This window comes from Streptomyces sp. NPDC053474 (genome assembly GCF_044544845.1).
Lineage (GTDB): Bacteria > Actinomycetota > Actinomycetes > Streptomycetales > Streptomycetaceae > Streptomyces.
The window spans coordinates 216,603-241,622 of sequence record NZ_JBITXV010000017.1 but is presented as its reverse complement, the minus strand read 5'-3'; the positions used below and the strand labels follow the sequence as shown (position 1 = coordinate 241,622).

At 69.3% G+C, this 25,020-nt stretch carries 23 protein-coding genes and 2 tRNA genes; 18 read left to right on the top strand and 7 right to left on the bottom strand.

Going from position 1 to position 25,020, the window contains the following annotated elements; all coding sequences use genetic code 11:
- The first annotated feature begins 179 nt into the window (after nucleotides 1–179).
- Nucleotides 180–1,577: a hypothetical protein gene (locus tag ACIG3E_RS33740; protein WP_399623485.1), complete on the top strand. Its 1,398-nt coding sequence runs from the start codon at nucleotides 180–182 to the stop codon at nucleotides 1,575–1,577.
- A 155-nt stretch (nucleotides 1,578–1,732) separates the two neighbouring features.
- Nucleotides 1,733–2,755, top strand: a complete 1,023-nt coding sequence (locus ACIG3E_RS33735) for a hypothetical protein (protein ID WP_399623483.1) — start codon at nucleotides 1,733–1,735, stop codon at nucleotides 2,753–2,755.
- A gap of 211 nt (nucleotides 2,756–2,966) precedes the next feature.
- Here ACIG3E_RS33735 and ACIG3E_RS33730 read toward each other — a convergent pair whose 3' ends face one another.
- From ACIG3E_RS33730 to ACIG3E_RS33700, 7 genes are all read right to left on the bottom strand, one after another.
- Nucleotides 2,967–3,284 (bottom strand): hypothetical protein, encoded by a 318-nt coding sequence (locus ACIG3E_RS33730; protein ID WP_399623481.1) that lies wholly within the window; start codon nucleotides 3,282–3,284, stop codon nucleotides 2,967–2,969.
- Between the two features lie 190 nt (nucleotides 3,285–3,474).
- On the bottom strand, nucleotides 3,475–4,497 hold the full coding sequence (locus ACIG3E_RS33725) for a hypothetical protein (RefSeq protein WP_399623479.1): 1,023 nt from the start codon (nucleotides 4,495–4,497) through the stop codon (nucleotides 3,475–3,477).
- A gap of 213 nt (nucleotides 4,498–4,710) precedes the next feature.
- Complete coding sequence (locus tag ACIG3E_RS33720; RefSeq protein WP_399623478.1) at nucleotides 4,711–5,487, bottom strand: GGDEF domain-containing protein; 777 nt, start codon at nucleotides 5,485–5,487, stop codon at nucleotides 4,711–4,713.
- Nucleotides 5,487–5,621 (bottom strand): hypothetical protein, encoded by a 135-nt coding sequence (locus ACIG3E_RS33715; protein WP_399623476.1) that lies wholly within the window; start codon nucleotides 5,619–5,621, stop codon nucleotides 5,487–5,489. Before ACIG3E_RS33715 ends, ACIG3E_RS33720 begins: the two co-directional genes overlap by 1 nt.
- Nucleotides 5,622–5,698: 77 nt before the next feature.
- Nucleotides 5,699–6,403, bottom strand: a complete 705-nt coding sequence (locus ACIG3E_RS33710) for a nuclease-related domain-containing protein (protein WP_399623474.1) — start codon at nucleotides 6,401–6,403, stop codon at nucleotides 5,699–5,701.
- Between the two features lie 265 nt (nucleotides 6,404–6,668).
- Nucleotides 6,669–6,740: transfer RNA gene (locus ACIG3E_RS33705), tRNA-Glu, on the bottom strand.
- A 135-nt stretch (nucleotides 6,741–6,875) separates the two neighbouring features.
- A tRNA-Glu gene (locus ACIG3E_RS33700) sits at nucleotides 6,876–6,948 on the bottom strand.
- 263 nt (nucleotides 6,949–7,211) lie between these two features.
- On the opposite strand from ACIG3E_RS33700, the gene ACIG3E_RS33695 reads away from it, so the two are divergent.
- The 16 genes from ACIG3E_RS33695 to ACIG3E_RS33620 all read left to right on the top strand — a co-directional run bounded on the left by ACIG3E_RS33695 (nucleotide 7,212) and on the right by ACIG3E_RS33620 (nucleotide 24,865).
- A complete protein-coding gene (locus ACIG3E_RS33695; protein ID WP_399623472.1) occupies nucleotides 7,212–8,204 on the top strand; it encodes a DUF932 domain-containing protein in 993 nt (330 codons plus the stop codon).
- A gap of 92 nt (nucleotides 8,205–8,296) precedes the next feature.
- On the top strand, nucleotides 8,297–8,854 hold the full coding sequence (locus ACIG3E_RS33690) for a hypothetical protein (RefSeq protein ID WP_399623470.1): 558 nt from the start codon (nucleotides 8,297–8,299) through the stop codon (nucleotides 8,852–8,854).
- A gap of 965 nt (nucleotides 8,855–9,819) precedes the next feature.
- A complete protein-coding gene (locus ACIG3E_RS33685; RefSeq protein WP_399623469.1) occupies nucleotides 9,820–10,332 on the top strand; it encodes a hypothetical protein in 513 nt (170 codons plus the stop codon).
- A 50-nt stretch (nucleotides 10,333–10,382) separates the two neighbouring features.
- On the top strand, nucleotides 10,383–11,237 hold the full coding sequence (locus tag ACIG3E_RS33680; protein WP_399623467.1) for a hypothetical protein: 855 nt from the start codon (nucleotides 10,383–10,385) through the stop codon (nucleotides 11,235–11,237).
- A gap of 328 nt (nucleotides 11,238–11,565) precedes the next feature.
- Complete coding sequence (locus ACIG3E_RS33675; RefSeq protein ID WP_399623465.1) at nucleotides 11,566–12,300, top strand: hypothetical protein; 735 nt, start codon at nucleotides 11,566–11,568, stop codon at nucleotides 12,298–12,300.
- A gap of 180 nt (nucleotides 12,301–12,480) precedes the next feature.
- Complete coding sequence (locus tag ACIG3E_RS33670) at nucleotides 12,481–13,035, top strand: hypothetical protein (RefSeq protein WP_399623463.1); 555 nt, start codon at nucleotides 12,481–12,483, stop codon at nucleotides 13,033–13,035.
- A 664-nt stretch (nucleotides 13,036–13,699) separates the two neighbouring features.
- Entirely contained in the window at nucleotides 13,700–14,311 is a 612-nt protein-coding gene (locus tag ACIG3E_RS33665) for a hypothetical protein (RefSeq protein ID WP_399623461.1), read from the top strand.
- A gap of 35 nt (nucleotides 14,312–14,346) precedes the next feature.
- Nucleotides 14,347–15,231 carry a hypothetical protein gene (locus tag ACIG3E_RS33660; RefSeq protein ID WP_399623459.1) on the top strand — a complete coding sequence of 295 codons (885 nt, stop codon included), beginning with the start codon at nucleotides 14,347–14,349 and terminating at the stop codon, nucleotides 15,229–15,231.
- Nucleotides 15,232–15,270: 39 nt separating this feature from the next.
- On the top strand, nucleotides 15,271–16,551 hold the full coding sequence (locus tag ACIG3E_RS33655) for a hypothetical protein (RefSeq protein WP_399623458.1): 1,281 nt from the start codon (nucleotides 15,271–15,273) through the stop codon (nucleotides 16,549–16,551).
- A gap of 54 nt (nucleotides 16,552–16,605) precedes the next feature.
- Nucleotides 16,606–17,292, top strand: coding sequence for a hypothetical protein (locus ACIG3E_RS33650; RefSeq protein ID WP_399623456.1), 687 nt, complete (start codon nucleotides 16,606–16,608; stop codon nucleotides 17,290–17,292).
- Nucleotides 17,293–17,423: 131 nt separating this feature from the next.
- The gene (locus ACIG3E_RS33645) at nucleotides 17,424–17,573 is read left to right on the top strand and encodes a hypothetical protein (protein WP_399623454.1); all 150 of its coding nucleotides are present in this window, start codon (nucleotides 17,424–17,426) and stop codon (nucleotides 17,571–17,573) included.
- 189 nt (nucleotides 17,574–17,762) lie between these two features.
- Nucleotides 17,763–18,164, top strand: coding sequence for a peptide deformylase (locus ACIG3E_RS33640; protein ID WP_399623452.1), 402 nt, complete (start codon nucleotides 17,763–17,765; stop codon nucleotides 18,162–18,164).
- A gap of 776 nt (nucleotides 18,165–18,940) precedes the next feature.
- On the top strand, nucleotides 18,941–20,404 hold the full coding sequence (locus ACIG3E_RS33635) for a hypothetical protein (RefSeq protein WP_399623450.1): 1,464 nt from the start codon (nucleotides 18,941–18,943) through the stop codon (nucleotides 20,402–20,404).
- Nucleotides 20,404–22,338 carry a hypothetical protein gene (locus ACIG3E_RS33630; protein ID WP_399623448.1) on the top strand — a complete coding sequence of 645 codons (1,935 nt, stop codon included), beginning with the start codon at nucleotides 20,404–20,406 and terminating at the stop codon, nucleotides 22,336–22,338. Before ACIG3E_RS33635 ends, ACIG3E_RS33630 begins: the two co-directional genes overlap by 1 nt.
- Nucleotides 22,335–24,422 carry an integrase gene (locus tag ACIG3E_RS33625; protein ID WP_399623446.1) on the top strand — a complete coding sequence of 696 codons (2,088 nt, stop codon included), beginning with the start codon at nucleotides 22,335–22,337 and terminating at the stop codon, nucleotides 24,420–24,422. Before ACIG3E_RS33630 ends, ACIG3E_RS33625 begins: the two co-directional genes overlap by 4 nt.
- Nucleotides 24,422–24,865 carry a hypothetical protein gene (locus ACIG3E_RS33620; RefSeq protein ID WP_399623444.1) on the top strand — a complete coding sequence of 148 codons (444 nt, stop codon included), beginning with the start codon at nucleotides 24,422–24,424 and terminating at the stop codon, nucleotides 24,863–24,865. The genes ACIG3E_RS33625 and ACIG3E_RS33620 overlap by 1 nt, the downstream gene beginning before the upstream one ends.
- The last annotated feature ends 155 nt before the right edge of the window (nucleotides 24,866–25,020 follow it).

The following is a 25,020-nucleotide window of genomic DNA, read 5'->3' as shown; positions in this document are numbered from 1 at the left end:
ACTGGATGCGCCGGGCCCTTGCCCTCGCCGGGCAGTGCCCGAGGTCGGACAGCGCGTACGCGGTCGGCGCGGCGAGTTGACGGGCGCCGGCGCCGGGTCGCCGTACTGTGAGCCAGCGTCAGGACATGCCCGTGCTGCTCCTTGCCGAGCCCGAACTAAAGAGATGAGAGACGCCGCTCATGTCCATGGAGTCCGGCTTGTTGCCGCCTGGTGATCCGATGGCCGAGGCTTTGGCCCGGCTCTTGTACGGCCTCGACGCGGCCGAGGTCGCCCGTCTTCAGGAGTCCGGAGAGGTGAACGCTGGGAGCATCGCCGCCACGTGGCGGCGGCTGCTGGAGAGGGTGGGCGTGACGCGGCACCTCGCGCCGGGCCAGAACTTGGTGGCAGGCGACGGCCAGCTGGAGGGCGTTGTTCGCCTGGCCGACGGCCGTGACTGGGATGTGCTGGAATTGGTCCCGTGGCTTCTTCGGCACGACTTTGCCGACGACCGGGCTTACGAGACCGTCACCGACCGTGGCAGCCTGGTTCGTACCGCGCAGCACCTCCAGCCAGGAGACGCCGCGGTGATCCGGTACCGGAGCGTGAGCCCCGAAGCCATGAGCGGCCGGCCTCTGCGCGGCGGCTCCGAGGACGAGGCGGTGGCCAGGGTCCACCAGGTGCTGGCGTTGATGGCCGCCTACACCGCGTGGCCGCACTTCATCCCGGCCCCCGCCGCGTTCGACGCCGCCACTGGACTGCCGCCCGACCCGGGCACCGAGTTGCGGCTGCCCGCCGAGAGCGTCCTTGTCTTCCACGACGGCATCCCCCTGCCCGCCGTGACGGCCGACGATGCGACCCTGCACGCCCACGTCACCGCCATGGCCTCCGCCGGTGCCGAGAAGGCTGCCCTCTTCGGCCGGAGCCTTCTGATCGTTGGCGGCCTCCTACTGGGATGCCCCGACGACACCGGCGACACGTACGTTCTCGACCCGGACCAGGGCTGGCTGATCGTCTCCGTACACGCGGACCACGGACCCAACCAGTTCGGGCTCGTGCCGGTCACTCACCTCGAACGCTCCAGCCCGGCCGCCCGCATCCTGCGCAACTACTCGGCGCTGCTCGGCCTGGAGGGCTGGGATGTACCCCCGCCTGTGCCGGGCCGGGCCCGCTCATGCGGCAAAAACAGGGGCAAGAAAAGCCGCGGCCTGCCCCCCGCGGAGCGCCGCCGCCGCGCCCGCACCCCGCAGGCCCTGGCCGGTGCACTCCTGCGCGTGCGTTCCTTCACCGCCCCGCCCCACCAGCCCGCGCCACCCGCCCAGGCGCCCCCCGCACCCGCCAGCGGACCGGGCAAGCCAGCCGCCCAATATCGTGAGTGGCGCCGGGCGCACTTCACCCGCAACACCCGCGTGCACCTGCTCGACGAACACGGCCGTCCCTCCGGTCCCGTCTACGGACCTGAAGCCATCGAGGGCGTGACGTTCACCCGGCGCCGCACTTGGGTCCGCGGAACCTGGGTCAACGAACACCTACCCCCACGTCCCGGGCTGCCGGTGTACGCCCTCGACCCGCGCATTGCCCGCAGCCCTACTGAAACTTGACGACTCCGCCCCCGGTGTACCAGAAGATCGTTCAGGACGACATCGCCCGCGAAGCCGCCGCCGAAGCCGCCGAGGCTGGTTCCGTCGGCGGCCCTGAGCTTGAGATCTAACGTCGTGACTTGCAACGCGATACACATCTCGGAAGTGTGTCGGGCGTGGCGACAACTCACCTACGAGCATGCGATGTTCCAGAGGTCCGCCAGGACCTGCTCCAGCGGGCCGACGACAACGTAGTACGCGGCCAGCGTGGTTCGGGCGCGATCCAGGTCAACGGCTTCACCGATCCCTTCCTTATGCAGTCGGCCGTGCGCGGCGCGGAACAGTTCTTCGTCAACGACCGCATGACGTGGCTGGCGCGGACGACCGGCGAAGAGCTGCCGGTGTGCGCGTTCGACGCGGACGACCTGCCGGACCCGATCAGGTTCCTGCTGTGGTCCGACGACCCGAGCGCTCACACCAACACCCTTGGTCGGCCGCGGGCCGTGCTGTGGTGCCGGGCCGGGATGACGCTGCGCGTCCTGGTCCTGGACGACGCCGGGCCGTACCGGCGGGCCCTGGAGGAGGTCGGCAGCCGGGCCGATCCGACCTGGGCCCGCCAGGTCAGCGGCTCGCTCGCCGGTGACCTGGCCATCGGCTTCGGCGCGACGATCCCGCTGAACACCGAGACCGAGTGGGATGAGGTGAAGCACACCTGGGCCGTCGACAGGCACGGCCGCCCGGCGAAGGACCGGTACGGCGTGGGCTCGGACCGGGTCAACGAGGTCAACGAAGACCAGCTCCGGATCATCCGGACCCTGCTGGGTACCCTGCTGCTGATCCGTCAGCCTGCCGACGCCCGCCGTACCCTGTGGCAGGCCGAACAGGTGCGGCCCGACGCCGCTGCCCGCAAACGCCTGCGCCGAGCCGGGGCCGAGCACCCCGACGCTCCGGTTCGCTACATCACGCTCCGCCAGTCCGTCCGGCCAGCCTCCGACGACGACCGCGGGGCCCGCGACACCGCTGGCCGCATCTACCGACACCAATGGTTCGTACGGCCGCACCGCCGTACCTACCCTGACCAGGACGACCCGACGGGCTACTCCCGCAAGTGGGTTGGCCCCTACCTGGTTACCCCCGAAGGATGCGAGGACGCCCCGATCCTGGGCAGGGAACGCGTCGTCAGCGTTCTACGGCGGTGACGGCCCACTGCCGACACTGATCTCACCGAGCGGCCATATCGCGTTGCAAGTCGAGACGTTAAATCTCAAGCTAAGGCCAAGGATGATTTCACGGCCATCTCACTCTCGGCCGGGTTTCCGGGAGCGGCGACGGGCAAGAGCGGGGCGCCCTGGGCCAGGGTGGGCGAAGCGCTTGCGTCCGGCCCTCACTGGACCGGACGCACTACGGGCTCTACGCGCTCCCCTGCCAGTTGGCGCCCAGGTCTGCAGGAGAGAGGTCCCATGACAGGCGGTCATCCATGTCGCCGCCGTTGTGGTAGCTGACGCGGGCGGAGCGGATGACCGGCACGCTGCCGCGGCTCACCGCACAGGTCAGGTCCAGGCACAAGTCGGTATGGGAGTTGAGCCGATTGGCCATGGTCCCGTTCAGCAGCGCGGCTAGCTGAGCCGGGACGGCTTGGTCGAGCGGCACGCTGTATCCGGTGATGCAGTCCACGCAGCCGCAGTAGGGCGGGTCGATGGCAACGGGGACCGCGGGCGCGTGGGTCATCGGAACTCTCCTTGCGGTGAGGTTTGTAATGGACAGCGTCGAAAGCCGTTCCGGGCTGCACCCGAAACCTTTTTGACTCTTAAGACTATACCGTCGCGGCGCTAAGGATGCAATCCTTAAGAGCCACACTCCGCCTGTGGAGCCGGGTGCGGCAGTGCGGCACAGGACGGCAAGGCCCCCGGTTGCTGGTTCAGTCGGGCGCAGAGGCCGGAGTGACCAACGTGCCGCACGTGGTGATTCTGCCCGTATGCCGCTCCACTCTGGCTTCGATCATCTCGGCGCCGTCGTCCGGCAGGATGCGCACGGCCGACACCTTGGCCCCCTTCAGGGATTCACCCACGACGACACCACGTCGTGTGTCGGCGGTATCGGGGCATGTCCAGGTAACCCATGAGGACGTGCGGAACGGTGCGGTCGACGGCTGAGGGGTGCGGTCCTTGGCAAGTTCGCGCCGCAGGTCGGCCAGCAGGCCCGGCCCGGCCTTGACCTTATTGAGGTCGACGACGTTCCCGTACACGGTCATCAGACGCCGGAAGCGGTCCGCGGCGATCACGTGCCGGCGGGTCCGAGGCAGCCCGTCGGTCCATTCCTCGCGAACCGCTTCGTGATCGGATCCGGCGAGCAGTACGCGCGTGCAGTAGCGGCGGTCGCTCACGTGGACGCGGTGGTCCTCGATGTGCCATCGCAGGGGGACGCCTGCGGATTCCAGCCGCTCGTACGCCCACTTCTTCAGCCGGGAGACGGCGCGATCCCTGGCTTTCTGGAAGCGATGCTGGCGCGTGTAGTCGAACGGGTCCCGAGGGTCAGGCACCGAGGCGATCCAGCGGGCGGCGCGCGCAGCGTGCCGCTCCCAGTCCCCCTCGAAGGCATCGGTCCAGGTGGCGTCGCGGACAGTCTCCGCCCCTTCGGTGACGGTGTCGTCATCGGCGATCCAGGCGGACAGGACCAGTACTTTGACGGGCTCGCGGCGCAGCTCCCAGTAGGTGTCGCCGCACTGGAGAAGGGAGGAGATCCGGACGCTGTCCCAGTCAGCGGACAGGGAAATGCGGCCGAGCCATCCGGGATCGTCGTGCAGGGCCCACGCCTCAGCGGCGTCGGCGTCGATCCAGGCGAGGCCGCGCTCTGTGGCCTCGCGGCGACGGCAGACGGTGAACTGCCTCCTGATTTCGGCCAGGTCAGGGCTGTCGCGCGGAATGCTGGTCCAGGGGTGCATGGGCGTAACTCCTCGGGGTGCTCTTCTCACGGGCAGGGATGCGGCGGTGCCGAGGCTTCACCGAAGACGTCGGGGGCATTCGCCGCGGTCCGGGCAGACGCGCCGGTGGAGGGGCGGTGCTCGGCGTGCCGTTACGCGTCCGGGCTCGCGCTGGCTCACCGCCGTGTGGCGCCCGGGCGAGCGGGGCGAGGGCTCACCCGGCGCCCCGGCGGTTCACCGGAGCGTCGAGTTGCCGGTAAGGGCGTCGGCCAGAGGGCGAAGCCAACTGGGAACGAAGCGGGCGACGCGGCGGCCGCGACGGCTGCGGCCCTTGACCGCGTACATTTCGTTGTCCGCAGCCTTCAGCAGGCCAGACAGTGCGTTGGCCGGGCTCATGGTTCCGAGGTCGTCGGTGCGTGCCGTCCCGATGGACGCCCCCACGCAAAGGGTGCGGCCCTGGTAGCGGAACGGCTTGGTCAGACAAGCGTGGAGGCGTGCGACGCGGTCGGTCAGGTCAGGGCTGTCGGTCATGGCCACCACGAATTCGTCGCCGCCGAGCCGCCCCGGTGCGGCTTCCTCGCTCTCCGCCCAGGTCCGCATTCTTGCACCGAGCTCGGTCAGGACCGCGTCTCCGACGGCGTGGCCGAAGCGGTCGTTGATCGGCTTGAAGCCGTCGAGGTCGGCCAGCAGGACTGCCGTGGGCCCCTTGGCGAGGATCGAGTCGGCCAGCGTGGTCCACATGGTCCGGGTGGGCAGTCCGGTAAGCGGGCAGGTTCGAGCCTCGGTCAACTGGTCCGTCAGGTCTGCCACCTGGGCCCGCAGGCCCTCGGCGACGGGCACGACCAGGGCAAGCGTCTGGAGTAAGCGGGTGGAGCTCACCTCGCGCCGCGTCAGGTCTTCGCGTGCGCGGTCAAAGACGGCATATGCCGATGTGCCTGCATCCCCGCCGTCGTGGTGGCCGTCCGCCATGCGTACGGCTCTGCTGGCGGTGGTGCCCGCTTCCCCGGTCATCAGCTCTCCCACCGTGCGTCGCCCCGCCACAGCCGCTGCTCACGGCGCTTGGCGTTCCTCCGGACTGTGCGGTCGTACGTGCGGTTGCGGCGCCCCTTGTGGCCGTAGTTCAAGGTGTGGCTGCGGCGAAGCATTTCGCCCTCCCCTCGTTGACTCTTAAGACTATACCGCCATCATCGGGCGAACGCAAGCCTTAAGAGGCGTTCAAGGTTCAGTGGCCGCCCCCACTTGAGCGCCGACCGGTCCAGTCGGCAGCGTTTACGCCGGACGCGGCAGGCGGGAACCGCCGGTCGGCAACACGGGCGGTTTCGTGGACCTTCTCGCGGCTCCAGCCCGGAGCCAGCGGCATGGCGCGCAGAAGACTCCGCAGCCTGCTGGCCTGGACGATGGTGACACCGTCGAGGCGGATGAGGCCGCCGGACACGCGGGCCCCGTGGACGGCTACGACGGTCTGAACCGGACAGCCGAGCGCCCGCTGGATCTGGTCGGCTTCCCAGCGCGCCGTCGCCACAGCCCGTCCACGGGCGAACCCGCTGCCCCGACAGCCCTTCGGGCGCCTGGCGTTCGGGGTCCCGAACAGGAGTTGCCCGCCCGCCCCGACCCACACCCGAGACCTGACCGAGCCCCAGTTCTTACTGTCGATGTAGACGGCGCCCATCGGGCCGAAGACGATGTGATCAAGGTTGGCGGCGGAGGAGCGGCGTATGAGCCGGTCGTGAAGGACCGCATACCGCCCGCGCCGGGTGAGCGGGGCCAGGATACGGGCGGTCCGGCGCTCGCCTGCCGCACCCTTGGCCCACGAGTTCCGCCCTCCGGTAACGGCCCGGCGGGTGCCTGCCGTCAGTACCGCTGCCGCCGCTACGGCACCGGCAGCGATGCCGAAGGCGCAGGCGGCCAGGAAGCCGAGCGCCAACACGGCCGCACAGGCGATTGCGGCGGCGCGGACGCGGCGAGCGCGGCGCCCGCGGGCCATCCTCTGTGCGCTGGCCCCGGCGCGGCTGCCTCGGATGGTGCCCACAATTCCCCTCTCGTTGCTGTGTGCTGTCGGACCGTAAGGCGATCTGCCTGTGGAGAGATTTCGCCGATCCCTTTGGCCAGCGACTGAAGCGACTGGCGGCCGCGACACATCGCGCCGACGGCTCGCGGGCTCGGTGCGACGGTGCTCCGGCGCGGTTCAGGCGCGCCCTCGCGGGGAGTCGAACCCCGTTCTCCGGATTGAAGGACCGGTGTCTTGGCCGATAGACGACGAGGGCCGGTCGCGCAGCCGCCCCCGGCCGGGGCGGCCCCTCCTTCACGCAGACCAGCCCTGGCCGCCCGCGCCGCCAACTCGGCACGTCAACCCGGCGGCCATGAGGGAGCGTTGATGCGCATGTGCTGCGTGCGGTGCGCGCCCTCGGCGGGATTCGAACCCGCGATCTCCTCATTGAGAATGAGGCGAGATGACCACTACTCCACGAGGGCAGGTAGTCCTTCCGCCTAGAGGACCGGCAGGAAGGGGTGCACCAAGAGGACGGTTCGGCTTTGCAGCGCTCCACCCTCCCTAGTGACTCTTAAGACTATACTGCAACGGGATGGGGGACGCAACCCCGGGGTGCAGGCTGCGCGCGCGACCCCTGCACGGAATGACTCTTAAGGCTTGCACTCCCGAGGTGGGCTGAGTATTGTCTTAAGAGTCGAAAGGGCGGAGCGGTTCCGCCCCCACCACGACGATTGGGAGAGCTACCTTGTCGCACGGTCTTGAGGTCCACTCCGACGGCACCGCATCGTTCGTCTCCGCCCGCCTCGACGCATGGCACCGCCTCGGGCGCATCCGCCCCGGCCTGCTCACTGCGGAAGAGGCCCTGGCTGACGCCTACTTGTCGGAGTGGAACGTCCGCAAGATCGGCGGCGTGCACGCCTACGAGATCTCCGATTCCGGAGTCACTCGGATCGATTCCGACGACTACTTCACGGTGCGGACCAACCCCAGGACGGGGATGACGGAGCGCCTTGGCACCGTCGGCCGGAAGTACGAGCCGGTGCAGAACGAGGAGCACTGCGAACTGCTGAACCTCCTGGTGGAGGAGAGCGGCGCGCACTTCGAGACGGCCGGGTCGCTGCACGGCGGCAAGCGCGTCTTCGTCACGATGAAGCTCCCGAAGGCGATCTCCATCGCCGGAGCGGACGATGTCGACCTGTACCTGGCAGGGCTCAACAGCCACGACGGCTCGTCCGGCTTCCGTTTCAACGTCTCCCCCACGCGCATCGTGTGCGCCAACACGCAGCACATGGCCGTGGCCAACGCCGTCGCCCACTACACCGTGCGGCACACCTCCGGCGCGAAGGCGAAGATCGCCGAAGCGCGCCAGGCACTGGGGATGGTCTGGGAGTACGCCGAGGCCTTCGAACGCGAGGCCGAGAAGCTGATCAACGAGACGCTCACCCTCGGCGCCTTCGAGCGGGTCTGCGAGCACATCTGGGGCCCGATGGAACCGAACCCGAGCGTGCGGACCCGCAACAGCCACATGCGGCGCATGAACACCTTGCGCAGTCTCTTCGAGAACGCCGAGACGCAGGCGAACATCCGCAACACCCGGTGGGCCGGAATCCAGGCCATCGGCGAGTACTTGGACCACTACGCCCCCGCCAAGGACGACAGCGTCCGCGCGCACCGCGTCCTGACCTCCTCCGACGTGGCCAAGAAGAAGCAGAAGGCGTACGAACTGCTGGCCGTCTGAGCCCCTCCGGCCGGTCCGCTGGAGCGGACCGGCCGGACTGCCTCATTCCTTTCCGATCCGTATCCGACCTTCGACAAGGAGCACCGTCCCGCATGACCGCAACGCACGTGAACGGCGTCACGGTAGTCGCCGACGAGCCCGCGCCGTCACCGATCAGCCGCCCCGGCGTCACCGTGACCTTCGAGCAGATCCGACACTTGCTGCTGGCGGACGGGGCCGAGGTGTACGGCTGCCGCCACTGCACGTACACGTCGCCGAACATCAACAGCATCAGGCCGCACCTGAAGGCTCACAAGCCCAAGAAGCCGAAGGCGGCGGTGGCCAAGGCACCGAAGTCTCCCGCCGGTGCGGTCACCGCACCCCCGAACCGTCCGAAGCTGGCGGCCCGGCGGAAGGCACCCCAGGGCCCGGCGAAGGACGCGAAAGTCCTGGCGTCCTTGAGTCTGGGCGAGCTGGTGGAGCGTGCTCAGCTCACCGAGCAGATGCGCACGCAGCGCGACCAGGCCCGCTCGGCAGCCGAGCAGGCCCGGCGCCGGGCCGATGACTGGAAGGAGCGGGCGGATGACTACCGGGCTCGCTTCGAGGGGATGAAGGGCCGGGCCGAGGAAGCGGAGAGGCGCCTGGGCCAGGTCCGGGCCCTCGTCCAGTAGGCGCCTGCTGCCGCCGCTTCCTGGCCGCTGGGGTGCGTCCGTTGTGGTCCCGCAGTGACCAACTGGCCGCGTACAGTGTGGGCTTGTGCCGGACCGCAAGGTCCGTCCCTTCCTTGGGAGTACCGCGCCTTCGGGTGTGGGCCCATGGGGGGCCCACACCTATGTGGGTCTCCCGGAGCCGTCCCCGGCCAGGACGGCAGCAGGGAAGGGGACGGACCCCATGGGAAAGCACCGGCGGAAGCCTTTGCGCGAGCGGATCATCGCGGTGATCCGGGAGCTGTGGCGGTGGATGTCGGGCCAATGACCGGCGGCCCCCAGACGTCTTGGGGGCCCCCGTAGGCCACTGGGTCCCGTTCCGGAGAGGCCACTCCGGGGCGGGGCCCGACCCCTGCGAAAGGGGCTTCCGCATCCACCGTACCGGCCGTCCCACCGTGCCGCATAGTCCGCACGAAGGTGCGCCGCCCCCCTTGCGCGGCGGTCGGGCGTAAACACCGTGCCGGGCGCCGCCGGCATCGGCAGCGCGGAGCCTGGACCACCGAAGGGCCTGCAGGGCGATCGCCGCCCGGCGGCCTGGCAGCGCCGCGCCGGTGGGTGCACGGCGGGTCGAGACGGCTTCCACGGCCGCAACCGCGCCTGCGTCCGGCGCGCATCGACAGAACTCACTCGCCTCTTAAGGCTTGCATCCCCCACGCCGGGCGCGTATAGTCTTAAGAGACGTCAAGGTTTCTCGATGCCCCAGGGAAGGACGGAGCGCACCCATGCCTTCACGGAAGCCTCACCAGGGCGGCAACCCCGCCCGCGTTGCCGCAGTCCAGGACCGCCGCCGGTCCGGCGCCAGCGGGGCCCACGCCTCGGGCCCGCGCCGGGCCCGGGACAGGCACAACAGCCGCCGCTCCGCCATCCGGCTCTCCAGCGACAGCGCCTGACCCTCCCCCAGCCCTTCCCTCAACCACGAGAGGCCGCTCATGCTCATCACCGTCTGGCACAACATGGTCACGGGCTACCGCTCCGGCTACCGGCCGGAGCACCCCATGCTGCCCGTCTTCTCCTACTCAGCCCCCACCGGTCCGGCCGAGGACCTGTTGTGGCGCGCCGTGACGCTGTGCAACGCCGACCCGGAGATGCTCAGCGGGCACGACCGGAAGCTCGCCACCGACTACCGCGACAAGCGGCAGCGCAGCTTCAGTCCCGGGGACGGCTTCAGCGTCACCGCAGACGGCCGCCAGAACTTCTGGGTCAGCGATGGCCAGGCGCTGCTCGCGTTGAGCAGCGGCTTCACGACGCTCGCCACGGACGGCGCCCACGGCTCAGTGCCGATCGGCGAGCGGGTCGCCTACTGCCTCCCCGGGTGGGACGACCTGACCCGCATAGGCCGCTTCGAGGTCGGCCACCAGGACGCGCCGACCGCCCGGGACGCTGTAGCGCTCTTCCACGGGATCGACCGGGCGGACGTGCTTGCCCAGTCGCTGCCCTGGTGACGGGCAAGGCCTGCCGCCACTACACGGCCTGCGCCACGAAGGAGCACTCTGTGATCTTCCTGCCTGAGCCCGGATACGGGCCCGGCGGGCCGGATGGCCGGGGGTGGAACCGCCTGAGCCTCAACGCCCACTTCGACAGCCGCCCCCAGTGCGGCCTGCTGCCGCAGAACTATGCCGCGCTGTTCGAGTCCATGACAGGACGACAGGCCTGGGGCGGCTTCGACCGCTGCCTGAGCACACCGAGGGGGGGCTGCGGCGACTGCCGCGTCCAGCAGCTGCACCTGAAGCACGATGGCGTCGTCTGGCCGGAGGGGACGCCGCTGCTGCTGGCACGCACCCGTCCGCTTCCCGCGGCCGCGGACAGCACATTCGCCACTGCGGCGGCCGGCCTGAGCGCACTGGAGCTGTTCTCCTGGCTCGGCGAACGCCAGGACGTGGCAGCCGACTGGCGGACCGTTCGCAACACCCCCGGGCTTCAGCTCGGCCGTCGGTTCCAGGACAGGCAGGGCGAGGCCTTCTGGCTGGTGCGCAGCAACCCCCGCGCCGCGTCCGCGATCGTGCACAGCCACCGATACGGCGCGCACACCCGCCACGCGCTGTACGCGGGCGAGGGCGAGCCGCGCCTCGCGGTGCTCCAGTGCCACAACCGTTGCACCCATCCTGCCGACAGTCTGCGGCAGTTCACTGCCGACCTCGCCGGCTGCGCCGTCGGCTACGCGCCCGAGCCTGCACCCGCCCTTCCCGCCCGCCTGCCCGGAGCACCCGGTGTCGAGTTCGGACATGCAGGGGCAGCTGTCACGATCCACCGCCACGGCGAGGAGGCCCACCTCTTCCTCGACATCGCCCTGGACACGGAGCGGGTCACCGCGCTAGCCGCCTACGCCGTACGCCTCACGGCTGCTTAACCCGAACCCCGCCCGACTCTTAAGACTTGCTCTCACCTGCAACACCGTATAGCCTTAAGAGGCACTTCGGGTTCCGGAGGGCTCGCCCGCGAACTGGCCCTTCGTCGCGCGGCACCCCTGACGCCGGACGAGTCCTTTCGACCCGCCCATGCGGCACGGCGGAGCGCCAGCTCGGGCCCGTGCGACGCACCGACCTCCTCCCACCAGAAAGGGGAACCGCACCCTGCGCATCGTCAGCCGCACCCACCGACACACCCTCGGCATTCTGCGCCGGACCCTGACCGTCGCATCACGGTACGACGGAGCACCCAACTCCACGGGCACGCCTGTGGACGCCAGAGAGGCATGGCAGGCCTTCGACACCGTCGAGGACTGCGTACTGAGCGAACTCAGCCTCTCCCCCCAGGTGTTCGAAATCCGGGTATCGGGCAGCCTGCGCTACGAGCTCCGCCGCCCGGTGTCCACCCCCCGCGTCGACGTCGTGGTCGACCGTGACCCCGAAGGCTTCACCGGGGTCACGGTCTATCTCAACGGAGTGCAGGACGGCGGCCCGGGGGCCGAGTCGCACGCCCACGCGCATGTGATCGATCCGGGCTACTCGGGCCCCGACCACGAGTGGTACGAGGCCGTCAGCACCCCCGCCCACGACGTTCCTCGGCAGGTGAGAGCCGCCGTCGTCAGCCTTGCCGACGCCTATCACCGCCCCGAGAACTGCGAACAGTGCCAGATGCCGGCGGGGCAGGCAGTGCCCGCGCGCCGCCTGTTGGACAACGGCCTCAGCGCGCTGGCGGCCTTCGAAGCCGCCGGTGTTCACCAGATTCCGGCGCTGGGCCTTGCGAACGCGCTCGGCTCTCTGGCCGACTTCACCAAGGCAGTCATGGAGCGGACCTCCGGCCCTGGGCAGGCGTGGTCCGAGGCCCACGGCGCACTCCAGCAGGCGCGCGCAGCCGTCGGCGCCGCTCACGACGTCACATCCCTCACTGCTCAGCATCTGCTCACAGCGGTGCAGAAGACCCGCCACGCCCTCGCCGCATTCGAGACGGCTGCGCATCTGGACCGCTAGCCCCTCAGACCGGCGCGGTCATCGTCATCGCGTCGCCAGGCCCGCCCGGCGCCCCGGCCCTACCGCACACCACGATATGGAGCATGATGATCTCTGCCGACGACCGCCTGGCGGCACACCCGTTCCACCAGGCGATGACCAGCCTCTGTGCCAGCCACGACACCGCCTCCTTGGCCGACCGTGTGCGCAGAGCCGTTCGCCGAGGCGGGCACGCATCCGGTCACGCAGGGATCCGAGGCGTTGGCGGCGACCCTGACCGCAGCATCCTCGCTCACCCACGCGCCCACGCTCACCGCGCTCGCATGGCGCGCCCGGCAGCTGTGGGAGGATCCGGCTTCGATCACCAAGGACCGGCGCGGTGCCTGCGTGGGCTGCCTGCCTCAGCACGCGCACCATCCGCCTCTCACTGCCGCCTCCGCAGCCCTGCGCGCGGCCGCGGTCGAGCTCGCCGTTCTGCGGGACGACTGGCACGACGCCTATGGCGAGCACGGTGCGCAGGGCGTGTTCCTGTGGCCGGCCGGTCGCGGCATCGAAGCGACTTGGTTCATCGACGGCCGCGACAAGGAACGCTGCATCCAGCGCAACCGGGTCGCTGCCACGCGCGCAGCCCGCAACGCGGCCATCACTCGGGTGTGCGCCGTCCTGGCCTTGGCTGGTTGGAGCGTCTATCACAAGGCGAGCACGAACACGGCGACGCCGAGGACCTTGAGCATGCTGGCTGCTCCTCCTCACTGAGCAGGTGATCGCTCCGCCTGGACGGTCGGCTCGGCGGGCAGGCACTGGGACCCACGGGGGATCGCTCATACGTTGCGGGCGGCGCGTGAGGCAGTCGCCGGGGGACGTCTCCCCGCCGGGCCCGGCGCACCGCCGCGCACGTTGAACTCCCCGCTCTCTGCGGCTGGCGTACGGCGGGGACGGTGGACTGCGCACCTGCGCGCGCCCTGCCCGAGCCCACGTACGTGACGAGGAGCCGCATGATCGATCCGACGAAGGCAGGGGCGCTTTACAACTTTTCCGACCGGGTCGCCGTCGTCAAACACCTACCAGTGCACCGCGCTGGCCGGACTGCCCAGGCGCGGCGAGACGGCCGTGATCTCCCGCGAGTACCGGATGACCAACTCCCAGTAACGGGCTGGCCATGCCCGCGGCCAGGCCCGTGCGGGCGGCGCCTGGCCCCGCTTCCCCTGCCCCCTTCAGGCCCGATCCGTGACGATCACAGATTGGGTCGGCGCCGTTCACGCCTCCGGCAGCACACCTAACGCCTCTTAAGACTTGCAAGCCACCCTCGCCATGAGTACAGTCTTAAGAGTCATCAAGGTTGTGGTGGCCCGCCGCCCCGGATCCCGGATGCGAACCGCTGCGGCACCACTCGAACTCACCGACCCGAAGGAGAAGAACGTTGGATGACCGCAACGCACAGCGCGATCTGGGCGCCTTCGGAACCTTGCAGATGACGTCGCTCGCCGACCCCGCCACGGGCGCCGTGCGGTACTGGCTGACAGCCCCTCACGTACGGGGCAGCGTCGTGCTCATCCCGGCGCTCCTGTTCGCCGATCCCACCGACACCCACGAGCCGGATCACGATCTCTATCTTTTTCCCCGCCTGGACGGGCTCGGCGTCGCCGGACGCCACGAACGTCCGCTGAGCGTCCACGGCATCGCGCTTACCAGCCGCAGTGCCGTCAACACCCGGGACCTGCGCACGATCGAGGCCTATCGGACCGGCAGAGAGGGACGGCCGGTGCCGCTGCGGGGACATTCCCGGCTGTTGGCCCGTGCCGCACTCGGCGCGGCAGCCGCGCACTGGCGCCAGCGGAGCGACCGCTCCACTCTCGACGCCCTTGCCGTGCAGTCGAGCGCGCAGCACTTCCTGAACCTTTCCCAGCACGAACTCGCCGACCGCAAGCGGGCCCTCCAGCGCGCACAGCGGGCCCTGGCGGAGACCCAGCAGCGCATCGACATGCTGCGTGAGATCACCGGTGACGCCGCACCGGACGACAGCCCGGCCTGACCACTCCCGCACCCCTGCCCCGACGAAGGACGAAGATGACCGATTCCCAGCACTACGCCGTCCGCCACCCCGACGGACGCTGGCTGTACTACCTGCCCATGGCGCCCCAGTTCCGCCACTGCACTCGCACAGCCGTGCTCGCTGATGACAAGCCGATGCAGCCGCTGAACGAGGGCAGGGACAACTGGTGGGTGACCGATCGCCAGGCGACCCGGCTCACCGCGGTCTACCGGCCTCGGCCCAAGACCGTCGGCTACCGCCTGACGGACCCCTCCGCGCGCTCCGAGCGCTTCCCGGAGCACCTGAGCCCGGAGGAGATGCGCCAGGCCCGCTTGAGCGGAGGCCGCCTCGACGCTTACGACGAGCTGTACGAGGCGCTGCACGAGGAGCAGGAGGACCAGGAGCACACCTATGAGGGCCGCACGGTCGTCCTCACCGGCGGCGAGCCGCCCGTAGACGGCCTGCCCTGGGTGGCAAACCTGCCGGACTCGCTGGTGCAGCACCCGGAATACCGCCACTGCTTCCCCGGCTACATTCCCGGGCTGCGCAGCCACCTCACCAGCCTGATCAAGCCGATGAGCCACGTGACGTCCTGCCTGAACGGGCGCTCCGAGAAGCCCGAGGGACTGCACGTGACGATCTCTGTCCCCTTCGACAAGCCGGTCTCCCGCTGGCGGCCGAACCTCGGCTCCCGGGGCCAGGCGCTGAAGTCCGGCCGCGATGTGCCGGTCCTGGCCACCCACGAGATGTACCTGCCCGTCAGCGACCGCGTCAGCGGCCCTGACTACCACACGGCACTCACCGAGTGGCACGCCCAGGTCGCCTTCTGGACCGACCTCGTACGCAGCGCATCGGTCCGCGCGTGCAACACCTGCCAGGGCACCGGCCACGTGCTCGACGCGCCCGACCCCGCGCGCTGAGCAGCACTCGGCGAGCCCTCCCTCACCTCCTGGAGTTCCTTGACCACCACACCGCTGACGATCCGCACGAACCTCCCGCTGGCCGGGTCCGGCCCGCTGGCTGCACGCGTCACCACCCTGGAGCACGGCCGCGTCCGCTATGTCGTACGCGGCCCGCACCTCCGCGGCACTCTGCTGGTCATCCCCGAGCACCTGTACGGCGGCTCCGTCATCCCGAGCACCGTGAGCGTCCAGTTCGGGGACGGCGCCGAACCCGTGGGCTACTACGAGCACCGCCCCGACGAACCCGTCGTCTACGGAGTGCAGGTACACGGCTGGACGCCCGGCATCAACCCCGACGCCGTACCCACGGGATACTTCCTCGGCCGCGACGCCACCAACCTCCGTGACAACCGCGTGCATCGTGAGCTCAGCAACGGCGTGCGCCGCCGCGCCGAGGCAGTGATCCGGTCGGTGGTCACGCACTGGTCGCATCTGCCGCACCGCGCCCAGCTGATTGAGGCCGCCGCCCGCCCCAAGGCGCAGCAGATGGCCGAGCACGAGCGTGACCTGGCGGTCCAGGCCGAGCGCGAGGCGGCCGAACTCCAGGCCGCACGCAAGGTAGCCCGCGCCCGCCTCTACTGCCTCACCGGAATCCTGCGCCGTACACCTCAGGCTCCCGCTCCGGCCGACCCGTCGCCGGTACGCCTGGCGCTCGTCGATCACCGCCGTCACCCGATGGGGACGGTGACCGTACGCGAGATCGCGGTGAGCACCGACGTCCCGGGCAGTGTCGTCTACGAGGTCCACGGCGCGCGCGTCCACGGCCGGTTCACCCTCGGCCGGCACACCCTGCGCCCGGAACCGATGCCCGGGGGCATCTGGGTCGGCTACGGCCACGCCCGCCGACGTCACTTCGATTACGAGCGCGCCGACGAACCCAGCGTCAACGGCGTGACCATCAGCGGCGACTGGGACCTGCACGGAACGCAGGACCTCACCGCGGCCACCCCCGCCGAGGCCCCCGCCCGGGTGCGCACCAGCCGCACGACAGGTCATTCAGCGCCGGCCGCCACCAATCGGCGAGCAGCGGCCGTGCTGCGCGCCCTGGCACTGCACTACCTCGCCCGGGCTGACGCTGCTGCACTGCAGCTGGCGGCTGCCCAGGACCTCGCGTCGTCCGCGCTCGCGGAGACCCGCCGCGAGTTGCGCACACTGCGAAAGCGTCACCACCACGCTCGCGCCCAGGCAGACCACCACCGGCTGCGCGAACGGCAGTACCGCGCACTTGCCCGCGGATCCGCAGCCACGGCAGTCCAGGCCATGAAGAACACTGCCTGAGCTCGGCGGGTCCGCCCCCAAGGTCAGCCACCAGCCCCGACGCCGAAGGAGAGCATGCCCCACCCCGACATGCAGGCGATACGCCACCACTACGACGCCCTCGGCCGCGCCCTGGTCGTCGAGCTCAACCGCCGTGACATCCAAGGAGGCGGCTGGACGCACACGGCCCAGCTGCACGCACACGGCTCGTTGTCGCTCCACCACCCCGCCCGTCTCACGATCTCCCTCATCCGCTTGAACACCCACCGCAAAGGCGACGCGGGCCAGCGACTGACGATCGTCGGCGGCTACCCGAGCGGCTGGTACGGCACGCGCACCCGATCGATCACGGTGAGCGTGGGCCGCTCGGCCCCGCAGATCGCCGATGAGATCATCCGCCGGCTCCTGCCCGACTACCTGGAGACACTGATCACCGCAATGGCCCGCGAGCGCATCGATCAGGCGCAGCGCCAGGCTCGCATCACCATGAACCGGCGTTTGGAGGCCGCGCTCCCTGCGCTTGCGGTCGCCGACGGGTCGCCGGACCGTACGCGGTCGTCCTGGCCCGGTGAGTGTTTTGCCCAGGGGCCGCCGCAAGCCGTCGCCTCTGGCACCGTCTACTTGGACAACGATGGCTCGACCATGACCCTCAAGCTCACCGGTGTTCCCGCCGAACTCGGACTGCACATCCTGAGGTGCCTGCGGTCCCGCGGATCTGGTGACTCAACCGTGTCGGCCGGGGTGCTGTGCTCACCGAGGTGAGAAGCCGTTTCAGTGGCCAGCTAGACCAGCTGCGGAGAGCCAAGTGGTCACGGCCGTTCCGACGGTGACGAGCATGTCGAGGGCGGAGCGGGCGCCCGAGCGGCCGCTTCCCGCTCTATCCAGGCGACTCGGTGTGGGTCGAGTACGCCTACTCCGTTTCCGACTACAAATGGGGCCGCTGGTTCCAGCGAGGCGTCCGACTGCCCACCGAGCACCTCGAAGTCCAGCTCTCCTTCCCGCTCGCGCTCGACCCGGTGCTGTGGGGCACCGAGACTCGATGACCGCCGAGGCCGCGCCGCTGCGGACGGCGCCGCATCGTCACGACGACGGAGACCGGTGGACCTTCGCCTGGTCGACGTCCAGACCGGCCTGCACGCCCGATACCGTTTGAAGTGGAAGATCCGGGCGCGGCCCGAACCCAGCACGGTTCACAGGGAGTTGGGATGATCGAGGTGCGGCCCAGTCAGCGCATGCGAGACCTCGGAGTCGTCCAGCACGGCGCCCCGGTCCTGGCCGAACCCGCAGCGGCCTTCGACCTGCCCGCCGACCGGGCCGACGCCGAACGCATCGTCGACCAGCTCGCCGAGGCGATGGACCGCATCGCCCGCGTCCACGACTTCTCCGGCAAGGGCATGGGGCTGGCGGCACCGCAGATCGGCATCGTCCGCGCCGCCGCCGCAGCACGACCCGCCGTGCCGGGCGCAGAGCCGATCGTCCTGCTCAACCCCCGCATCACGGCGGCCAGCGACAAGATGGACGAGCAGTACGAGGGCTGCCTGAGCTTCTTCGACGTCCGCGGCATGGTGCCGCGCCCGCTGCGGATCACCGTCGAAACCACCACCTGGGACGGGGCCGCAGACACTACCTTGTAGGCCACCGTGCCCAACTGCCCGCGCCAGGTGCGTGTCGGTCAGCAGCATGCAGTGCCCCAGCGGCGGCTTGCTGGCAAGCGGATCGGGCCAGTAGTCGAGTACTTCGCCGGCCGCGAGCGGCCCGACGGGCGTCGGGCACATCCACGTCGACAGGTTCCCGGACTCGGCGTCCCAGTCAGCTGATCGGCCGGCCACCCAGCGCAGCCCGGTGGCGATGGCGCGATCGTTGCGGATCGCCAGACTAAGCGGGGCAAGCCGATCGTCGTCGTCGGCGAAGGCGCAGCGCGGAGCCTCGACGTAGTTCAACCGGGGCAATGACCCTTATAACTTAACGGGAGAGGTGACGCGCGCTGTACTATTCGAAGCGTCGTGGCGGGTGTCATCCGGCTACGACGAAGGGCCCGACTCCGGGTACCAGCCAGAGTCAGACCCTCCGCGCAGTTCACGAGCCCGGTCGCCTATGAACCGACCGGGCTCGCCGCGTGTGCGGCGCCGGTCGCGACCGTCTCATGGGTGGGCGCCCTACGGGAGGCGGTATTGCGGGCGGGCGCCGGGCCGGGCCCGGGGCGGGCGATCACCTTGACCCGCGGGTCCTCCGTGATCGCCCGCGAGATGAGGTCGGGATCGGCCCGCGGGCCGTTGGGCGCGACGATCCACTCCTTCTTTCTGCTGTTCAGTTCTGTCTCATGAGATCTGTGGTTCAGTTTCGCTCCGTTGTGGTGGTGGGGCGGGTGAGCTGACGGGGGTGCCCTGTCTGCCCGCAGGGAGGGACGAGAGTGGATCTTGCCTTTGTGCAGTCCGGGCTACTGGAGAAGTTCCTGGAGACTGACGTCATCTCGGCGGCGGAGGTCGCTGCACTGCTGAAGCGGCGCGGCTTGCTTGACGGGACGCCGGTGTTCCTCGACGAGGAGACGCAGATGCCGGTGCCACCGCTGTGTGAGTACGGCAAGTACCTGTCGACGGCGCTGCTCGACGAGACCACGCTGAAGGACTACGGGCGGGCGGTCGGCCGGCTGGATGACTATCTGGTCAACCTGGGCAGCGATGTGCTGTCGGCAGTGGAGTCGGATCTCATTGCGTACCGCGACCAGCGCTGTCGCTGGCAGGAGCGACCGATCGGCGCATCAGCTTGGGGCAAGGAGTCGTTCGTCCAGGATGACCTCTACAGCTTCCTCGTCGACCGGAAGGTCTTGACGCACCGGCCGGCGCGCTTGGCGGCGCGAGGGCGTAACGCCTTGGCGCCGCAAGTCCGGTCCAGCATGGACATCCGGCATTTGACCTTCGAGCAGTACCGGTACTTCCGGGACGTGGGCCTGGGTGGCCAACTGCCTGACGCCCGTGTGGATGTGGCCTTCCGCGGGTGGTCACCGCTGCGCAACCGTGCAGGCTCGGACATAGCCCTCGGCTCAGGGACACGCTGGCGGGAATGGTCGACCGTGTTGCTGCCCGAGATTGGGCTCTGGCCCGGAATGCCGGGCGGGGCCGCCGAGTACACGGTCCAGGCGTGCGCGAAGTACGGCAAAGCGCGCACCATCTATGCTCCCGAGGACGCTGTCGCTTCCGCCGACGTGTTCTGCCTGCTGGAGCGGCCGGAGATCGTCCGCAAGGCGGCACGAGCCTTGGAGCGCAAGGCACGCGACTTGTTCGTGGTGGGCGAGGTCGACGTGGCCGGCGGGCGAGTACGAGGCGTCTTGGACGGCCTTGTCCGGGAGTTCCAGATGTCGGCGATGCCCGCCAAGCTTCGCCGGATCAGCGTCTATGAGGGCGAGTTCGGGCTCGAGGCGTTGTCTCTGTTCGTCTGTCGCGGCGGGCTGATGCCGGGTGCGGACGCCTGGAAGGGCTACCGGCACCGGGCCTGGACGCGCATGACCATGCTCGCCGATGAGACCACCCCACATCTGCCCGCCCGGCGGTGGAGATGGCACGACCTGAGGCACACCTACGCCCTGAGGCTGCTGACCTACCTGGAGAACATGATGGACGGCGAGGAGCCGGACCTGCGGGCTCGTCGGCGCCGGCACCGTTCCTACTTGACCGGCCACATCCGGCACAACCCGCTGTTGATCGTCAGCCGAAGACTGGGGCATTCCAGCCCAGAAACTACGTATGAGTACCTCCAGTACACGGACGATCTGATCAACGAGTTCGAGGCCGCGTTCTCCGGCTGGGTTGGTGACGACGAGGCGACCTATGCCGAGATCGCCTCGCACGCTCTGGCCGTCGCCAAGGAGGCTCGTTGATGCCGAGGAAACGCAGTAACGGACGAAGCAAATCGGAGCGCGAGCGGCTCCTGGCGCTGCTGGCGAACCCGACCCCACCAGGTGGCGTCGGCCCGCGGGTGGTCAAGACGTCCCGAGCCCTGTTGACGGTGGATCCGGCGGAGTTCCGCTGCACGCGTCTGGCCTCTCAACTGGCGGACGAGTGGGTGGAGTACGTGGCCGCCACCGCCATCACCTCCCACGCGCAGACCTACCACCTGGCGGTCAACAGATTCTGCGAGTACGCGGACGGGGCGCTCGGACCAAGGGCTGGGGCAGCGAGTCTGACGGATCCGCGGCTCTTCGACGTGCTCGTGAACTGGGAGCTGTCCCTGCCTGAGAGTTACGCTCCGAGCTCGACCTACCCCGCGGTGCTGGCCTCCGGCGTGCGCATGCTCATCGTGCGCCGTGACGACCACCCTGACCGTGAGGTCGCACCCGAGCTGGCTGGGCTGGCTCGCCGGCCCGGACTCCTGACCAGCGGCGAGAAGACTGAGCGGGACGAGTTCACCCGGCACGAGAAGCGAGCCATGGTCCGTGCCGCCTGGCAGAGTGCCCATGCTGCCCGCAAGCGGCTGGACGAGGGCCGGGCCCTGGCCGAGCAGGGGCGCCCCCCGGACGCCGGGAGCTGGACCAACGTCCCGGACCTGCTCTGGGGCATCGCCCACCAGGGCATCACCCTCGATGAGGTCCGCCACCGGGTCCCGCCTCTGAGTGAATGGCCGTACGAGCTGCGGGAGTTCGCTGCCGACGGCAACAAGGTACTCAATGCGGCGACGGCCAGGATCCAGCTGCTGCGCCGGCTGTTCGCGTGCTTGTATCCGCACACCTTCGACCTCCATGCCTTCCGTATCTTGTTGATGGATGCCACCGGCTACACCTCGGAAGAGGTCACCGGGTTCGGCGAGAAGCAGGTGGAGTTCCTGCCCAAGGGCGTCCGGTTGACCCTGGTCAAGAAGCGGGCCGGGCTGCTGAGGCACCGCGCCTTCCGAGACCTTCCCGCCAGCAGGAAGGAGCCTGACCAACAAGAGGCGGACGAGGGCCGGCTGACCGTGAACTGGCCGCGACGCGAGGCCAGCGAGGTGGTACGCCAACTGTTGGACTTCACCGCCCAGGCCCGCGGCCGGGCTCCGGATGTCACCGACACCCTTTTCGTCAGCGCCGCCGTCCACGCCGACTACACCGTGGTGTTCGGGCCATGGCGCCCGAAATGCGACTTGTCATTCAAGGCATGGCTTGATGCTGTGGGCGTCGAGGTCCAGGGCGACCCCCACATCGGCCGCCTGCGGAAATCGGTCAAGGTTGAGAAGGCGATCGTGACCGAAGGGCGGGTCAGTGATGCCGCAGACGACCACACCGAGGAAGCCTTCATCGGGCACTACGCGCAGGGCACGACGCTGCGGATCTTGTCCGGTCGGACGATCGCAACGGCTCAGCAGCACTGGTTCGACCAAGCTCTTGACCGCGTCGACGGGCCCACAGTCCTCAGCGACGGACAGGACGTCGACCAGGACCGGCTGCAGGCGACGGGGCTGTCCGCGCAGGAAGCCGAGGGCATCATGGCGGGCCAGCTCGACATGGGTGTCTCGCACTGCAAGAACCCCTACCAGGGGCCCTTCAGCCGTCCCGGTGAACTCTGCGTCGTCGCGCCACTGCGCTGCCTGGAGTGCCGCAATGCCTGGATCTTGCCCTCCAATCTGCCCCAGCTCCTGCTGTTCAAGAGGCACCTGGAACGACTCCGTACGGTCTTGGCTCCGCCGGCGTTCGCGCGGCTTTGGGGCCAGAGCTGGGCGAACCTCGGGGCCGTACTGGACGATCGCACGCCCGAGGAACTCGCCCACGCCCGCAAGCACATCGAAGCCGGAGAGGCTGTACTGGACCTGCCGCTGGCCGCGAACACGGAGTTCGACGCATGACGTTTCCTCTTCCTCAGCAGCGGTGCCCGTCCTTGTTCCGGGACGACGAGCCTGTCGTCCGGGGGCGCTCGCTCCTGCCCGGCGCCCGGGTCCCGCGATTCGGTGACCGAGCCGTCTGGAACTTCAACGGGGTCCTCAAACGGCCGGCCAATGTCAAAGCGGTCGACTGGAGGGTCGACTTCAACCTGGAGTTGGAGGACCCGTACTGGAATCTGCTCGTGCGCGAGTTCCTCACGTTCACGCTCAATCACCGGCACCCCGCCGTCTTGAAGAGCGGCGTCATCCTCGACGGCGCCAATGATCCTCGAACCCTCAGCCACTTCGCCTCGCACGTGCGGACGGCGGCACGCTGGGGCGAGGAGAACGGTGTCCTTCAGGAGGCGTGGACGGTGGATGACCTGCGCCAACGCATCAACGACCTGGCCGCGGAGGGAAGATCCCCGCAAACGGTCCGCCACCACGTGACCACCCTCAAGAGCCTCGCGGCAGCCGCCCCCGCGCTCAGCCTGCCCTGGCCGGCCGAGGATCCATGGCCCGGGCAGAGCGCCCGCCAGGTCGCCGAGGCCAGCGGCAAGACAAAGCTCAGCACTCCCGTCGTTCCGCCGGCCACCTGGTTCCCGCTGATCCGCGCGGCCTGGGCCTACATCCACGACTTCGCCCCCGACATCATGCGCGCCGACCGCCGCTATGAAGAGCTTCTCGCCGCCGCGAGTCCGACATCGTCCGACCTCGACGGGCGGCTCGAGGAGTGGCTCGCAGACACACAGAACAAGATCCCCGTTCACACCGCCCCTTCGCATGATCTGGTCCCCCACGTGAACTGGAGCCTCCTCACGCTCCTCCTCGGCTACGACCCGGTCCACCGCTCGGCGTTCTCCGACTCCCTCAGTCACACCGCCAAGGCCCGGCTGCGGCGACGCGGCCTCGTCCTGAAGGTGGTGGCCGAAGGGCGAACGACGTCCCACGCGCTGGTGAGCGACCTCGCGCACGCCGTTCGGCCGGACGGCAGCACCGGCCCCTGGCATCACGGAATCGACCCGCGGGCCCTGAAGGAACTGAAGCTGGCTCTGCGCGATGCGGCATTCGTGCTGGTCGTGGGCTTGTCGATGATGCGCGACTCGGAGGTGCACGAGGTCCTGCGGGCACCCGTCGTCGAGCACTACAGCACTCCTGCCATCTCCTCCACCAAGATCAAGGGCACCACCAGCCGCCCCGGCAAACACTGGTGGATCGCCGAACCCCTCGTCGAGGCGCTTGCCGTCGCCGAGGCCGTCTCCTCCCACGACGAACGCATCTTCGCCGCTGTCGGACCCGGCGCAGGCGCCGACGGCACCATCAACGGCGTCAAGTTGCTGAAGTCGTTCATGAGACTCGTTAACGCCCACCGCGAGTGGACGGGACTCGACGAGATCCCCCACACCTACCTCCGCCCGCACATGTTCCGCCGGACGATGGCGATGCTCACCGACCAGTTCCCCGGCTCCGAGATCGCTACCGGCATTCAGCTCAAGCACCTCGCCAAGCGAGCCCTGGCCAACGCCACCACCCGCAGCTATGCCGCATCCGACTCCGAGTGGGCCAAGTACCTCGGAGACGCCCTCGACAACGTCAAGTTCCGCAAGATCAAGGACCTTTACGAGCGCCACACTGGAGGCGAGGAAATCGGCTTCGGCCCAGGCGCCGACCGAGTCAAAGACGCCTTCGACCAAATCGAGGCCACCGTCAAAGCCCGCGCCGGAGACGCCCGCACCGCGGACAGTCTCTTGCGCACCACACGGATCCACATCCGATTCGGCATGCTCAACAACTGCACCGCCGACCACACCAACCCCGTCGGCGCCGTCTGCCTTGAGAACGCGATCATCCCCGAGGGACACACCGGCCCCCTGGACGAACGCTGCCGGCCGGACCGATGCGCCAACAGCATGATCGGCCCCGAGCATCTTCTGATCTACGACTCCCACCAGCGCAAACAGCTGGAACTCATCAACAGCCCTTCCACGCCTGCCTGCCGTCGCGACCTTGCTGAACGCGAACTCGACATCACCCGCAACGTGCTCAAGATGGCTGGCGGGACCCCGTGATGCAACCCACGGACACTCCTGAAGACCAGGTCAGCCCCAAGACCGCCGCAGCGCTTCGGGCGGCGATGACCCGGCTCCTCGAAGGGCGCCCGCAACGGACCGACGGCCGACTCGCGAAGGAGAACCTCTACAAAGAGGCCCAGGTCAGCCGCGCGACCATGAACCGGGCACACGCCATCCTGGCTGAGTGGGACGCCCACATCGAGGCCCATGGCAAGGCCACTCCCGGCGAAGCGAAGCGCGACGCGACCATCGCAGACCTCAAGAAGCGACTGACCAAGAAGACCCAGGAATGCACCCTCCTGGAGAAGAAGCTCAAAGCTGCCCAGACCGCGATCGCCGCCCTCTTCCACGACAACGAAGCCCTGCGCCAGCAGCTCGACAAGGACGTCTCAGGTGTCGTCACACCCCTTCGCCCAAAGGGGCCCCGTCAGCCCCGTTGAGCCCAGCCCAAATGCCACCCCAGGGGCCCAGGCCGCGCCGGTCAGCACGGAGGCTGTCCGGACGCGACTTCTTCCGCAGAGTCGTACGTGGTGGTGGGCGCCCGCCTTCGGGCCGGTCTGGCGTCTGCTCCTGATACGGCCGCTCTGACTGCCTC

Bases quoted from the DNA above. Each gene is read 5' to 3' on its own strand.
- ACIG3E_RS33740 (WP_399623485.1), top strand. From the start codon at position 180: ATGTCCATGGAGTCCGGCTTGTTGCCGCCTGGTGATCCGATGGCCGAG.
- ACIG3E_RS33730 (WP_399623481.1), bottom strand. From the start codon at position 3,284: ATGACCCACGCGCCCGCGGTCCCCGTTGCCATCGACCCGCCCTACTGC.
- ACIG3E_RS33725 (WP_399623479.1), bottom strand. From the start codon at position 4,497: ATGCACCCCTGGACCAGCATTCCGCGCGACAGCCCTGACCTGGCCGAA.
- ACIG3E_RS33720 (WP_399623478.1), bottom strand. From the start codon at position 5,487: ATGACCGGGGAAGCGGGCACCACCGCCAGCAGAGCCGTACGCATGGCG.
- ACIG3E_RS33715 (WP_399623476.1), bottom strand. From the start codon at position 5,621: ATGCTTCGCCGCAGCCACACCTTGAACTACGGCCACAAGGGGCGCCGC.
- ACIG3E_RS33690 (WP_399623470.1), top strand. From the start codon at position 8,297: ATGACCGCAACGCACGTGAACGGCGTCACGGTAGTCGCCGACGAGCCC.
- ACIG3E_RS33685 (WP_399623469.1), top strand. From the start codon at position 9,820: ATGCTCATCACCGTCTGGCACAACATGGTCACGGGCTACCGCTCCGGC.
- ACIG3E_RS33660 (WP_399623459.1), top strand. From the start codon at position 14,347: ATGACCGATTCCCAGCACTACGCCGTCCGCCACCCCGACGGACGCTGG.
- ACIG3E_RS33650 (WP_399623456.1), top strand. From the start codon at position 16,606: ATGCCCCACCCCGACATGCAGGCGATACGCCACCACTACGACGCCCTC.
- ACIG3E_RS33640 (WP_399623452.1), top strand. From the start codon at position 17,763: ATGCGAGACCTCGGAGTCGTCCAGCACGGCGCCCCGGTCCTGGCCGAA.
- ACIG3E_RS33630 (WP_399623448.1), top strand. From the start codon at position 20,404: ATGCCGAGGAAACGCAGTAACGGACGAAGCAAATCGGAGCGCGAGCGG.
- ACIG3E_RS33625 (WP_399623446.1), top strand. From the start codon at position 22,335: ATGACGTTTCCTCTTCCTCAGCAGCGGTGCCCGTCCTTGTTCCGGGAC.
- ACIG3E_RS33620 (WP_399623444.1), top strand. From the start codon at position 24,422: ATGCAACCCACGGACACTCCTGAAGACCAGGTCAGCCCCAAGACCGCC.